At 34.3% G+C, this 13779-nt stretch carries 10 protein-coding genes; 3 read left to right on the top strand and 7 right to left on the bottom strand.

Going from position 1 to position 13779, the window contains the following annotated elements; translation table 11 throughout:
* Positions 1-353: 353 nt before the first annotated feature.
* From ACHMWN_RS07000 to ACHMWN_RS06990, 3 genes are all read left to right on the top strand, one after another.
* Entirely contained in the window at positions 354-3638 is a 3285-nt protein-coding gene (locus ACHMWN_RS07000; protein WP_397298968.1) for a SusC/RagA family TonB-linked outer membrane protein, read from the top strand.
* 101 nt (positions 3639-3739) lie between these two features.
* Positions 3740-5518, top strand: a complete 1779-nt coding sequence (locus ACHMWN_RS06995; RefSeq protein ID WP_397298965.1) for a RagB/SusD family nutrient uptake outer membrane protein — start codon at positions 3740-3742, stop codon at positions 5516-5518.
* A 61-nt stretch (positions 5519-5579) separates the two neighbouring features.
* Positions 5580-6416 carry an endonuclease/exonuclease/phosphatase family protein gene (locus ACHMWN_RS06990; protein WP_397298962.1) on the top strand — a complete coding sequence of 279 codons (837 nt, stop codon included), beginning with the start codon at positions 5580-5582 and terminating at the stop codon, positions 6414-6416.
* A 55-nt stretch (positions 6417-6471) separates the two neighbouring features.
* Here the strand turns inward: ACHMWN_RS06990 and ACHMWN_RS06985 are convergent, their stop codons facing one another.
* The 7 genes from ACHMWN_RS06985 to ACHMWN_RS06955 are packed head-to-tail and all read right to left on the bottom strand — an operon-like array spanning position 6472 to position 13774.
* Entirely contained in the window at positions 6472-7881 is a 1410-nt protein-coding gene (locus ACHMWN_RS06985) for a transglycosylase SLT domain-containing protein (RefSeq protein ID WP_397298960.1), read from the bottom strand.
* A 38-nt stretch (positions 7882-7919) separates the two neighbouring features.
* Entirely contained in the window at positions 7920-9344 is a 1425-nt protein-coding gene (gene gatA / locus ACHMWN_RS06980; RefSeq protein ID WP_397298958.1) for an Asp-tRNA(Asn)/Glu-tRNA(Gln) amidotransferase subunit GatA, read from the bottom strand.
* A 33-nt stretch (positions 9345-9377) separates the two neighbouring features.
* Complete coding sequence (locus ACHMWN_RS06975; RefSeq protein WP_397298956.1) at positions 9378-9566, bottom strand: twin-arginine translocase TatA/TatE family subunit; 189 nt, start codon at positions 9564-9566, stop codon at positions 9378-9380.
* Positions 9567-9610: 44 nt separating this feature from the next.
* Positions 9611-9964 (bottom strand): twin-arginine translocase TatA/TatE family subunit, encoded by a 354-nt coding sequence (locus ACHMWN_RS06970; RefSeq protein ID WP_397298954.1) that lies wholly within the window; start codon positions 9962-9964, stop codon positions 9611-9613.
* A 48-nt stretch (positions 9965-10012) separates the two neighbouring features.
* Positions 10013-11287 carry a murein hydrolase activator EnvC family protein gene (locus ACHMWN_RS06965; protein WP_397298951.1) on the bottom strand — a complete coding sequence of 425 codons (1275 nt, stop codon included), beginning with the start codon at positions 11285-11287 and terminating at the stop codon, positions 10013-10015.
* A gap of 20 nt (positions 11288-11307) precedes the next feature.
* Entirely contained in the window at positions 11308-12099 is a 792-nt protein-coding gene (locus tag ACHMWN_RS06960; protein ID WP_397298949.1) for a DUF4292 domain-containing protein, read from the bottom strand.
* Positions 12077-13774, bottom strand: coding sequence for a tetratricopeptide repeat protein (locus tag ACHMWN_RS06955; RefSeq protein ID WP_397298946.1), 1698 nt, complete (start codon positions 13772-13774; stop codon positions 12077-12079). Before ACHMWN_RS06955 ends, ACHMWN_RS06960 begins: the two co-directional genes overlap by 23 nt.
* Positions 13775-13779: the final 5 nt, after the last annotated feature.

Raw genomic sequence — 13779 nt, 5'->3', positions numbered from 1 at the left:
AGGAGGTTTTGAAATTGTTAATTCTTAAACTTCTCTCAAAGTAAAACACTAAAAAATTTCATTAGAAGAAATTTCAAATTGACTTTTCGAGGAAAATCAATTTAGTAACCACTTCAATTGTAGTTAGACTTCTTACCCAATTAATATTGACTTTACATTATCCAAATATTTTTGCAGCGTTCAATGAAGATGGGCACGAAATCTATTCTTAAATATTATAACATGAGTTGATAAACTAAAGAGGAAACGCGATTCTGAAGCAGAACCTGTTTCCCCCTCGACAGTACAATGGATTGAGGCTCCATACTGTTGAACTCAGCAAGCAAATTATTAATCACTAAGTATTCAAAAATATGAAAATAAATTTACTAGTACTGTACAAAGCCATTTTTATTCCAATGGTGATTTGTGCTCAAATCTTATTCATTGCGAAACCCGTAAAAGCGATAAACCACATAAATTTTAATATAGCTGAAACTGGAAAAATTACTGGAAAAATTACTGATGAAAATGGACAGCCATTTCCTGGGGTAACTGTTAAAATTGAAGAGACTAAACAAACTGTACAAAGTGGAGAGAATGGAATCTTCACTATTAACGTTCAGCCGGGAAGTTATATCTTAATAGTTTCATTTATTTCTTATCAAACTCAGCAGCTAAGTATTACTGTTAAATCTGGAGAAAGTATTGTTCAAAATTTCAAAATGGTTTCAGACCAAAAGCAACTTAATGAGATTATTGTCGTTGGCTATGGAAAACAAAAGAAAGAAAATCTTACCGGGGCAGTAGACCAGGTTACTTCTAAAGCACTAGCAAATAGGCCGCTTACTAATTTAACTCAAGGTTTACAGGGTGCTTTACCTAACCTTAATTTAAAAATGATGGATGGTAGACCTACTCAATCTCCTAGCTATAACATTAGAGGTACTACTTCAATTGGGCAAGGAGGTAATGCATTGGTATTAATTGATGGAGTTGAAGGTGACCCAAGTTTAATAAATCCAAATGACGTAGAAACAGTAACCATGCTAAAAGACGCTGCTTCATCATCCATTTATGGCGCAAGGGCAGTTTTTGGTGTAATTTTAATTACTACAAAAAAAGCAGAGGGTGGTAAAACCACAATAAATTATTCAACAAATTACTCAACCAAAAGTCCATTACAGGTACCTGATTTTGTTACAGATGGTTATACTTGGGCAAAAATGTTTGCAGAAGCATTTGTAAATGGAGATGGTGCCTTTCCTCAAAATGTAAACAAATCTCAAAAATTCTCTCAGGCTTATTTAACAGAATTTAAGAGAAGAGCTGAATCTGGTCAGCCTTACAATCAAATAGAAATTGACCCTGTTACTGGAGAATATGTTTATTACGGCAGCACCGATTTTTATAAAGAATTATATAAAGATAATACAAGTGCAAATGAGCATAATTTATCATTAACAGGTAGTTCAGACAAAATTTCTTATTTAGTTTCTGGAAGATATCAAAAACAGGCTGGATTATTTAGACACAACTCTGATGATTACAGTATGAAAAACTTTAGAGCTAGAGGATCTATACAGTTATTCTCCTGGTTAACATTAGACAACAATGCTGATTTCTCGTTAATGAATTACCACAATCCATTAAGCGTTGGTGAAGGCGGTGGTGTTTGGAGAAATATTGCAGATGAAGGACACCCAACATCAGTAATGTTTAATCCAGATGGCACTTTATCTATGTCTGCAGCTTACGGACCTGGTGATTATAATTATGGTAAAAGTGGCACTGACACTAAAAGACAGGTTTTTAGAAATACAACGTCTCTATCCTCTCACTTCTTAAATAATAAACTTACGGTTAATGGCGATTTCACGTTTAGAATTACCAATAACAACAGCGAGCAAAAAAGAGTACAGTTACCCTATAGCAATAAGCCTGGGGTTATTTCATATTTAGGAACTACCACCAACGATTTATCATTCGACAGAAGAGAAACACAATACATTGCTAACAACGTTTATGCTGCCTACGAAGATACCTTTGCTAAAGCTCATTATTTTAAATTAATGGCTGGTTATAACTATGAAGAATCTACTTACAAACGTTTAGCCGCACAACGCAATGGCATCATTTTCGAAGATGCTACAGACTTAAACTTAGCCTTAGGTCAAGCAATTACTACTGGTGGCGGATATGAAAAATGGAATGTTTTTGGTGGATTTTCTAGATTAAATTATGCTTTTAAGGATAGATACTTATTCGAAGTAAATGCAAGATATGATGGCTCATCAAAATTCCCTTCCGATCAAAGATTTGGTTTCTTCCCATCTTTTTCTGCAGGTTGGAGAATTGCTGGAGAACCATTTTGGAAAGTGTCTCCTAAATTCATTTCAGACTTAAAAATAAGAGGTTCATACGGCTCACTTGGAAATGGAAATATCGGTTCCTATTTATTTCAAGAGAACTTCTCTATTTCACAATCAGGAGTTATTTTGGGCGGTGTTAAACCACAACGTACTAACCAACCTGGCGTATTACCCGATGGCTTAACTTGGGAAACGTCGACCACAAGCAATTTAGGTTTAGATATTGCCATGTTATCCAACAGATTAACCTTTACAGGTGATGCTTATATTCGCAATACAACTGATATGTTTACAGTTGGTTTAACTGCCCCTGCAGTATTTGGCGCTACAGTACCAAAAGGAAACTATGCAGATTTACAAACCAAAGGTTGGGAAGCGAGTGTAACTTGGAGAGATAAAATCAATACTCGAAAGCCAATTAGCTATAATGTAAGATTAACTATTGCAGACAATACATCTAAAATAACAAAATATAATAATCCTGATAAGTCACTTTCTGATTATTATGTTGGACAAACTATTGGCGAAATTTGGGGATATACTACTGAAGGTTTCTTTATAGACCAAGCTGATATTGATTCTCATGCTAAACAAAGTCCGCAAATGAGAGCTTCTCCTACCAACATATGGTATCCCGGAGACATTAAACTAAAGGATATAAATAATGATGGTTTCATTAATGTTGGCAAAAATACTGTTGGCGATCCTGGAGACAGAAAAATTATTGGCAATGCTGCTCCTAGATATACTTATGGTGTTAATATTGGAGCGGAATGGAACAACTTCTTCTTCTCTACATTTTTTCAAGGTGTAGCTAAACAAGATTGGTATCCAAGTACAGAAACTGAATTTTTCTGGGGTCAATACAATCGTCCCTACAACAATATTCCTACCTTCCACTTGGGTAACATGTGGACACCAGAAAACACCAATGCATATTTCCCTAGGACAATGTCTCGTGCAGCTTCCTCTAACACCAACAGAACATTAGGGGTTGCACAAACGAGATACTTACAAAATGTGGCTTACCTCAGAATGAAAAATATTCAGGTTGGTTATAATTTACCCGCAAAGTGGATTTCAAAAATTAAAGCAACAACAGCAAGAATTTACTTCTCTGGAGAGAATTTATTTACATATTCTCCACTTTACAAAATTACCAAAACACTTGATGTTGAGAATACTGTCCCTGCAGATCAAGGATTTAATGCTGGATCTACAAATGGTGATGGTTATAATTATCCATTGCTTAAAAGCTATTCTCTTGGTTTAAGCATAACCTTTTAATCACAAGTTTTAAATATAATGATCATGAAATGCTCATGTTTCCCGAAACACAAACACACATGAGTATTCCATATGACAATTAAAAACATAATTATACACATATGAAAATAAATAAATTATGGCTGTTGTTAGTTATCGTACTTGCATCGGCAGCTTGTAAAAAACAATTAGATCAAGAACCTGAGTCTACAGCATCTAAAGCAGCAATATTTGGTAGCGAAAATGGCTTGCAATTGTATGCCAACTCATTTTATAGCATTTTACCAGGAAACTCAACCAGCTTAGACGCCATGTCTGATTACTTAGCAGTAAAAGAGGTACCAAGCTTTATACAGGCCGGAGTTCTTTCACCTAATTTAAGTTCGGGTTGGAGCTGGGGAGACCTAAGAAATATCAATTACTTCATCGTAAATAATAATGATACTAAAGTTCCTTTAGAAGCAAGAAAAAATTATTTAGGACTTGCAAGATATTTTAGAGCTTATTTCTATTTTGAAAAAGTAAAAAGATTTGGTGATGTACCTTGGATTAACAAACCATTAGAAGTTTCTGATCCAAGTTTATACAATGGTCGTGATAAAAGAACATTAGTGATGGATTCTGTATTGGCCGATATTAACTATGCTGCAGAAAACATCAAAGCCACCAATGATCCAACTAGAAGTACAATTACTAAAGATGTAGCCCTAGGTTTGAAATCTAGAATTTGTCTATTCGAAGGAACTTTTAGAAAATATCACACAGAATTAAACTTGCAAAGCACTGCAGCAGATTGGTTAAATCAAGCAGCAACAGCAGCAAAGCAAATTATGGATAAAAACACCTATAGCATTAATACTGCAGGTGGTACTAGCAATTCTTATCGCCAAGTATTTACCAATGCAGCTCCAGTAGCTACAGAGGTCATGCTTTCTTCTATCTGCGATTTAACATTAAATGTATTAAACGAGGCCAATTGGTGGTGGACAAGTGGAACTTATGGTGCAAAAGCCAGTTTTACTAGAACCTTTATCAATACCTATTTAAATATTGATGGTACTCCTTATACCAATAATCCTGAATACCCAACCATGTTATTTAAGGATGAAGTAAAAAATAGAGATTTAAGATTAAAGCAAACTATTCGTTCTGGAGATTACAAAAGAATAAGTGGTGGAACTCAAATACCTGCACCACCTGTATTCTCTTATACTTTTACAGGTTATCAACCTATTAAGTGGACTTTAGATGACATGTATTATGATGCTGGGGCATTAAATATCAATTCTATCTCCTTATTTAGATATGCCGAAGTACTTTTAAACTATGCTGAAGCAAAAGCTGAATTAGGAACTTTATCTGATGCAGATTGGGCAGCTACAATTGGAAAATTACGTGCTAGAGCTGGTATCACTGGTGGATTAACTACAAAACCAACAGTTGCTGATCCATACCTAATTGCGAATTATTTCCCAGGCATTTCAGATCCTACAATATTAGAAGTTAGAAGAGAAAGAGGAATTGAATTGAGTTTAGAGGGTCTTCGTTTTAGTGATATTTTAAGATGGAAACGAGGTGAATTAATGGAAAAAGAATGGAATGGTTTCTATGTTCCTGCACTTAATACGCCTATGGATTTAAATGAAGATGGCATATTAGATGTTGCATTTTATCAAGGCACAAGGCCTTCACCTGCAGTTGCTGGCGTTACTTATGTAGATGTTTCTCCTTTAGTTAGTGGAAAAATAAATTCTATGCAATTAAAAAATGGCACGTTTGGGCAATTAATTTGGATGAATGAAATATCTAGAAAGTGGAATGATAAACAATATTATTATCCAATTCCACAAGCCGATTTTTTAAAAAACCCTGCACTTGGTCAAAACCCTGGTTGGCAGTAATTGTATAGTAGCAATAGCCTTTCGATGAAAGAAAAGCTATTGCTTTAAATTAATTTATAAAATGAAAATAAAATTTTTAATACTGATTGTTTTATTGACTACATCAACAATTCGCTTAAATGCGCAATCTTTTAATGTAGGTACTTTTAATATTAGATTTGATAACCCTAAAGATTCTGGAAACCTATGGATCAACCGTTCACCAGTAGTATCAAACCTTATTCGTTTTCATGATTTCGATGTATTCGGAATTCAAGAAGGTTTAAAAAACCAGTTGGACGATATTAGTGCAGCTTTGCCTGGCTATGCCAGATATGGTCGTGGTAGAGATGATGGAAAAGATGGTGGAGAACATTCTGCAGTCTACTATAAAAAAGATAAATACAAATTGGTTAAAAGTGGCGATTTTTGGTTGTCAGAAACACCAGATGTACCTAGTAAGGGTTGGGATGCGACTTGCTGTAACCGTATTTGTTCTTGGGTATATTTAGAGGATATAAAAAGCAAGAAAAAGTTCTATTTATTTAATGTTCACTTTGATCATCAAGGCATCATTGCTCGCAAAGAAAGCGGAAAGTTAATGGCAAATAAAATCAAAGAAATTACAGGAAATGAGCCTGCTATATTAACAGGAGATTTAAATGGTGATAGAAAAAGTGAGTGGTACTTAACACTTGCAAACTCTAATATTGTAAGAGATGCTTATGTAGAAGTGAAATTCCCATATGAAAACAATTCATCAAGCAATGGTTTTCGAGTTCCGCGAGGAATGGGTGTAATTGACCATATTTTTATTTCCAAACAATTTACAGTAAGCAGGTGGGGAATTTTAACGGACACTTACTTTGGTAAATTCCCGTCAGATCATTTTCCAGTTATGGCAACTGTAAGTTTTTAATACTTAATAAATAAAAAGGGCATGAATTATGCCCTTTTTATATCTATTAATTCATTTAGCCTTTCTCTATTTTCAACACCATCCCTGGTTGCAGGGTTGCCCTTCTCAGGCCATTGATTTTTTTGATATTGGCCACTGTTGCACCAACAAATTTTTCCGCTATAGCAGAAAGGGTATCTCCCTGTTTTACCTTATATGTCAGAAAATTAACAGCAGGTTTTGATAATTTTGGAGCAGCTTCTTTATTATAAATCTTTAATTTTTGTCCAGGAATAATAGTACTACTTTTTAAATCATTCCAAACTTTCAAATCCTGAACTTCAATATGATATTTATCAGCAATATTTTTTAAATTTTGACCTGGAACGACTTTATAAAAGATTACTGAATTTATAGGTTTATTATTGATTACAATTTGTTTATTTTTCCTTAGCTCTCTTACATCATCTGTCGAAGCTAAAATAATATCTCTTTCTGTTTCAATATCAGCGTTTAAAACATCGTAAACTTTTGCATAATCAGCTTGTTCAACTCTAGGCAAAATTATACGTTTTGGCAAAGCTGCAGTACCATTTACAATTTTCTTTTTATAAGAAGGATTTAAGCCAAACAACGTTGTTTCTTCGTAATTTATCGCCTTTGCAACATCTCCTAAAGCTACAAAGTGGCTAACTTGAATAGTATCTGTTTTAAAATTAATGGCAGGCATTTGTTTCGCAATATTGTGAGTACTTGCGTAATTCATCACGTAAACAGCAGCAATAAAGGCTGGCACATAATCTCGTGTTTCCTTTGGCAAATAGGGTCTTATCACCCAAAAATCTCTTGAGCCTGCTTTATCAATGGCACGAGTAACATTCCCTTTGCCACAATTATAAGCCGCAATTGCTAAAAGCCAATCACCAAGTTCTTCGTATGCATCTCTAAAATATGCTGCTGCTGCATAGCTTGCTTGAATAGGATCTTTGCGTTCATCAACAAAATTATCCATAGTTAAACCATATGCTTTTGCAGTGCTGAACATAAACTGCCACACTCCTGTTGCGCCAACTCTTGATATTGCATGTGGATTCATTGACGATTCTATTATCGGCAAATATTTAATTTCAGCAGGAATATTATACGCTTTGAGTGCTCTTTCGAATATTGGAAAATAGTAATTTGATAGGCCTAACATTTTGCCCATCATATCTTTACGTCTACTATAAATATCTATGAAATTCTGAACGTACTCATTGTAGCTAAGCGGTACAATCTTTTGAATAGAATCTAAACGTAGCTTAAAAACTAAATTCTGATTGAAAAATAAAGGTTTGTCGATAACCGGAACTGCAATTGTATCTGAAGGCAATGCAGCAACAATCTCTTTTAAAAGCGAATCACCTTGTATTGTTCTTTTAGGAGTTTGTGCCGTGGCATTTAAAAAAGCCAAAAAACTCAACAGAATTAGTACTATTTTTCTCATAGGCTATCAGTTGCAAAATCTAATCTAAGATTTTTAAGCTAAACTTCGTTTAAAAAACGATGTGATAAAGAGAGCAATTCTTGCTCATTAAAGTGTTTGGTCATTAATTGAACACTTAACGGTAAACCTCTTTTATTATTGCCCAAAGGTAACGCAACTGCCGGAATACCAGCTAAAGAAGCTAAAACAGTATAGATATCTGCCATGTACATCACCAATGGATCCTGCATATTTTCGCCCATTTTAAAAGCTGGTGTTGGTGTTACTGGGCTTATTAGAAAATCGAAATCGTTTAGTAAACCTTCTACTTTTTCTCTAATCAGTCTACGTACTTGTTGTGCTTTTTGATAGTAAGCATCATAATATCCTGCACTTAACACAAAAGTGCCGAGCAAAATTCTTCTTTTTACTTCTTCCCCAAAACCTTCGGCTCTTGATGTTTTATAGAGCTGATTAAGACTTTCGGCTTGTGTATTTCTATAGCCATAATGTACACCATCGTAACGCGAAAGATTCGATGAAGCTTCGGCGGTAGTTAATACATAATATGCAGGCACTAAGTAATCTAATAAATCAAAAGAAACATATTCAACGCTATGGCCTTGAGATTTCAATGTTTCAATAGCGTTTAAAATGGCATATTTTATTTCTGAATCCAGCGCATCGTTCTCAATTGTTTCTTTTAAAACTGCTATTTTCTTTTTTCCACTTTGTGAAAGATGTTGTGAATAATTAGGAACTGGTAATGAAGACACTGTGCTATCTAAATCATCTACTCCAGCTAGCACTTCTAGCAATAAAGCTGCATCACTAACAGAGGAAGTAAGTGTACCTACTTGGTCAAAAGAAGAGGCGTAAGCGATAACTCCATATCTAGAAATACGACCATAAGTAGGCTTAAAGCCAATACAACCACAAAATGCTGCAGGTTGACGAACGGATCCGCCTGTATCTGTACCTAAAGCGGCTAAACACATATCTGCTTGTACTGCCACAGCCGAACCTCCAGATGAACCTCCTGCAACTCTTTCTTCATCAACAGCATTTTTTACTGGTCCGAAATAGGAGGTTTCGTTAGAACCACCCATCGCAAATTCATCACAGTTAAGTCTGCCAATAATAATGGCATCTTCTTGTACTAAACGATTTACAACGGTTGATGAATAAGGAGATACAAAACCATCCAACATTTTTGAAGATGCAGAAACTTTATGGTCTAAATAACAGATATTATCCTTAATACCTATTACCATGCCGGCCAATTTACCAGCAGTGCCTTTTTCAATTTTTTCTTGTACCAGATTTGCCTGCTTTATTGCAGAATCAAAAAACACCTCATTAAACGCATTGAGGTGTTTATTTTTTTCTATTTGTTTAAAGTAGTACGATAAAAGATCTGGTAAAGTGAGTTCCTTTTGCGTAAATTTTCCCTGTATCTCTGTTAAAGAGGTATATTTCTTCAAAACTTAAATTTAAAAGACAAAAAATTACTGAAACTAAAGCGGCTTGTTTTCGTTAGTTCCGTCAACGCCGTCTTTACCGTCTTTAAATTCTTTTACGCCTTTACCTAAACCACGCATTAATTCAGGGATTTTTTTACCACCAAATAATAACAAAAGTGCTAAAACTATTAATACGATCTCACCTGTACCTAAACCGGCTACTAAAATTGTAGGTTGTGCCATTGGATTTATTTTATTTTTTTTTAATCTGGTTAATTGAAACTTTTTTAAGAATAAGTTTCTTTATTTTTTTGATCAGCAGCATCCTCTTCCGAAACCACTTTACTTTCATCTGTTGAAGTTGCATGCATTAACGTATCTTCTTCTGTTGGATGATGGCGTTGTGCATGATTTTCTTCTTCAGCTTTTAATTCGTTGTCTATATCTACGGAATTAATGTTGCGATGGATTTCACGCTTAACACCTTCTGAAGCATCTTTAAACTCTCTAATTCCTTTTCCTAAACCTCTTGCTAATTCTGGCAATTTTTTACCTCCAAATAACAAAAGTATAGCCACCATAATGAGTGCAACCTCTCCGCCACCCATGTTTAAGAACTCCAATAATACGCCTGAATACATCTCTAATTGATTTTTATACAAATATAGACAAATAAATTTCCTAAAAGTTTATCGGGCAATCCAACTTTCAGGATTTTGTGGAGCACTACCTCTATGAATTTGGAATCCAACCTCTGGAACTCCGTCTGTTGTACCAGCAACACCAATGGTTTGTTTAGTACTTACATCATCGCCTCTACTTACACTAACACTCTTTAAATTCTCGTAAACCGTGAAATATTCACCGTGTTTTATAATCACATAATACTTACCAAACTTATCAAAAACGGTAGAAACCTTACCATTAAATACTGCTCTAACCGCAGCGCCTTCGCTAGTTTGATATTTCACACCTTCGTTGCGGCCAGAAGCCTGATCTACCATGTACGTTCCAAAGTGAGAGGTGATATATCCATTTGCAACGGGAGAAGGTAAACTACCTCTATTGTTCTCAAAAGCAGCCGAAAGTTTGGCGGCCTCTGGTGTAGCTCTTAAAGCTTCACTATTTGTTTGAGCTTTTGGTGAGGAAGCGGCAGGTGCTGGCTTATTCTCTGATTTCGCCTTTGCAGCTGCAATACGATCTCTCTCTCTTTGCTCGTCTTCTGCTTTCTTTTTAGCTAACGCAATTTCTCGTTGAATAGCGGCTCTAATTTCTCTATCTATTGTTGCTTGCTGTTGTTTCTTTTTAGAAATATCTTGTTTGTACTGCTTTTCTTGTTTACTTAACTGATTTAGTACAACTGCCTGCTCGTTTTTCTTTTTATCTAACTTACCTTTTTCATTTACTTGTTCTTTTAGCAAGTTATTTTTATTCTTTAAATCTTTATCTAATACAACAATTTTATTGCTCAAATCTTTCTCGGTTCCTTGAATATAAGAAGCTTGTTTTTTACGATATTGTCCAAATTGTTGTAGGTATTTAATCCGTTTATAGGCCTGATTAAAATCTTTTGCCGCAAAAATAAACATCATTTTATCATAGGAATTTTTATTGCGTTGAGCAAATCTAATCATCGCTGCATATTCCTTTTTTAAATCTGATAAACGAGTTTGTAGGTTATGTACTTTGCCTGTATTTTCTGTAATCTGATTATCCAGATTTTTCATTTCAGAGTTAATGGTCGAGATTTTCTCTTGCATCAATCTAACCTGCGCTTTTATCGCATTAATTTGGGTTAACGTTAATTTTTTACCATTTGTGGTCCGATTCAGGTTTTTCTGCGCTAATTCGATTTCTCTTTGTAGCGCTTCCTTTTTACGCGTAAGTTCTTTACTAGATTGTGCAAAACTGCTTGAGCAAAGCACTAAAAACAATAAGGAAAGGAGTAGTTTTTTTAACTTCATTAGACCAAAAATATAAAAAATTAGTTGATTACCTCAAAACTTTTAGGAACGGTAAAAGGAAAATCGACTGGAGTATTGCTTTCTATTTTAATAAAATCGATGTTTACATTTATTTTTTTATCACCAGCCATCGAATTGATTTTCAGGCTAGAAGGAAATAATGCATTATTAACTGGAGTATAATTTCCGTAAGTCACTTTAAAAGCTTGAGCAGTTTTTGCATCATTTAAGGTTGTTTCTTCCGTTTTTAGCAACGTATTAAACAAACTACGATAAGCTAAATCACCTGTTGTACCACTTAAAACCCAAACTCCATTATCTTGTACCAATGCTGATTTTTCTACCATAAAATCTTTAATTGTATTACCAGAAAATACCGCTTGTAACAAGCCAAAATTGATTTGTTTATTGGTATAGTTATAAATATAGCTGAATGGCTTTTTGGTAAATTTCTTATGTAAACGATCCAATATCAATAAACTATCTGGTGTAATTACAGCTCTAGCAACTTCTATTCCTGCAATTGCAGTAACGCTTACCCAAATCTTTTTATCCTTTTCTATTCTGATAATCATGGTTACATTATTCTCATCGCCATTAATATCTAATTCCGCTTTTCCTCTTAAAGCCAAGGTAGTAAAAGAAATATCTTTACTTTTTAATAAGGCTAAGTTTTCTGATTTCTTGTCAACTTTAAGCTCTTCAGTTTGTCCAACTGGCGGAGTAGTAACGATTAGCTTTTTTGGTCTACAACCAACACCCACTACTACTAATACAGCTAATAAAAGGCTATTTAATATATTTCTTTTCATTGATTTTTTTGTTTAATTTTTCGGATACATTTCCTGCTTGTTTGGCTTTTTGCCATTGCATTATCGCTTTATCTTTTTCTCCTTTTAGGAAAAGAATATCACCATAATGCTCTAAATAAACAGGATTTGAAGCCTCATTGTTTTGCAAAGCCTTTTCTATCCAACTTAAGGCTAAATCATATTTGCCTAATTTAAAAAGAACTAATGCATAGGTGTCTAGTATTGATGCATTTTTAGATAACGCCTTAGCTGATTTCTCAGCTAACATTTCGGCTTTACTTAAATTCTGATTTCTTAACGCCAAATAATAAGCATAATTGCTCAATGTTAAATAATTATCGGGAGCTAACGCGATGGCTTTATCAAATGCTACATCTGCTTCTTTCAGTTTTTCTTGATCAATTAATACTTCTGCTTGCAAGGCAAAAATCATCGCTTTTAAATTCGTATCATCAGGATCAAGTTGCAAAGCAGATTTGATTTCTAGGCCAGCTTCTGCATTTTGTCCATTTCTATGCAAAGCAAACGCCCTATAATAATACAATATCGCCTGATTAGGATAAATTGAGATTGCCTCTTCTCCTGTTTTAATCGCCTCAGTGTATTGACCTAATAAAGTTTGTATGCCTAATAATTTTTCCCAAGCTCCATAAATTTGATCAGAAATTTTTAGTGCTGCTGAATATTGTTCTTTTGCCCCACTTAAATTATTTTGTTGATAGAGCACATCACCATATAAAACCAACAGCTTCTGATCGTTAGGATGTGTCTTTACCGCAATTTGTATTAAATCCGTAGCATCTTTAACAACTGTTTGATTGTTAAATCTCGGTAGCATTAAGCTTACAATTTTAAGCTTATTCGCAACTGGCATCGCCTGATGGGCAAAAGCAGATTTTAATGGAACAATTGCTAATTCATTCTTTTTCTGCGAATTATAGATATCAGCCATTGCCAAATCAACCTCATAATTATCAGGTTCTAAAACCTTGGCTTTTTGTAAAAGTGCTAACGCTTCTTCTTTTTTATCTTTATCTAATAAAACTCCGCTCAAATAGAGATAGCTTTTTACATCAGTAGGATTTTCAGCTAGTAACTTGCTTATTGCATCATCATTTGGTGTTTCATTGCCTTGAATGACAAAACGCTGTTTGGCAAATGTTAATTCTTTAGAACTTCCAAATTTTTGCTCAATTTCATCGTAAGCTTTTTTCGAATCTTCTGTTTTTCCTGCAATAAAAAGTGCATTTGCTCTATCAAAATAATAAGTATCAGTTTCTGGCGATAATTGAATAAGCTGATTAAATACACTAACCAATGATTCCATATTGCCATTGCGCTTATATATTTCTGCCTGGAGTTTTAAATACCAACTATTTTTAGGGTTCAAGCTAATTGCTTGTTTAATTGCAGTTTCAGCGTCTAATAATTTATTTTGTCGATAATTAAGTGAAGCTAGTTCGAAATATACTGCATCATTTTTTGGATCAATTGTTAAAATTTTAGAGAAATTTAAGCTTGCATTCGCATAATTCTCTGCCATTTTTTCTTTCAAACCCGCAAAAAAAAGTTCTTTTATTGCATTTCCCTCTCTACCTTCTTGAACTGAAGTTTCTTGTGCAAATAGTACACCATTTACAAAAAGCAAGAAAAGAAACAGCAACTTAAACCTCATTTTCT

Origin of the sequence: Pedobacter sp. UC225_61, from assembly GCF_044452285.1 — a bacterium.
Lineage (GTDB): Bacteria > Bacteroidota > Bacteroidia > Sphingobacteriales > Sphingobacteriaceae > Pedobacter.
This window is presented reverse-complemented; position numbering and strand designations above follow the sequence as displayed.

Excerpts from the sequence above, each read along its gene's own strand:
- ACHMWN_RS06965 (WP_397298951.1), bottom strand. The coding sequence starts at position 11,287 with ATGAAGTTAAAAAAACTACTCCTTTCCTTATTGTTTTTAGTGCTTTGC.
- ACHMWN_RS06985 (WP_397298960.1), bottom strand. The coding sequence starts at position 7,881 with ATGAGAAAAATAGTACTAATTCTGTTGAGTTTTTTGGCTTTTTTAAAT.
- ACHMWN_RS06975 (WP_397298956.1), bottom strand. The coding sequence starts at position 9,566 with ATGGCACAACCTACAATTTTAGTAGCCGGTTTAGGTACAGGTGAGATC.
- ACHMWN_RS06970 (WP_397298954.1), bottom strand. The coding sequence starts at position 9,964 with ATGTATTCAGGCGTATTATTGGAGTTCTTAAACATGGGTGGCGGAGAG.
- ACHMWN_RS06955 (WP_397298946.1), bottom strand. The coding sequence starts at position 13,774 with ATGAGGTTTAAGTTGCTGTTTCTTTTCTTGCTTTTTGTAAATGGTGTA.
- ACHMWN_RS07000 (WP_397298968.1), top strand. The coding sequence starts at position 354 with ATGAAAATAAATTTACTAGTACTGTACAAAGCCATTTTTATTCCAATG.
- ACHMWN_RS06995 (WP_397298965.1), top strand. The coding sequence starts at position 3,740 with ATGAAAATAAATAAATTATGGCTGTTGTTAGTTATCGTACTTGCATCG.
- ACHMWN_RS06990 (WP_397298962.1), top strand. The coding sequence starts at position 5,580 with ATGAAAATAAAATTTTTAATACTGATTGTTTTATTGACTACATCAACA.
- ACHMWN_RS06960 (WP_397298949.1), bottom strand. The coding sequence starts at position 12,099 with ATGAAAAGAAATATATTAAATAGCCTTTTATTAGCTGTATTAGTAGTA.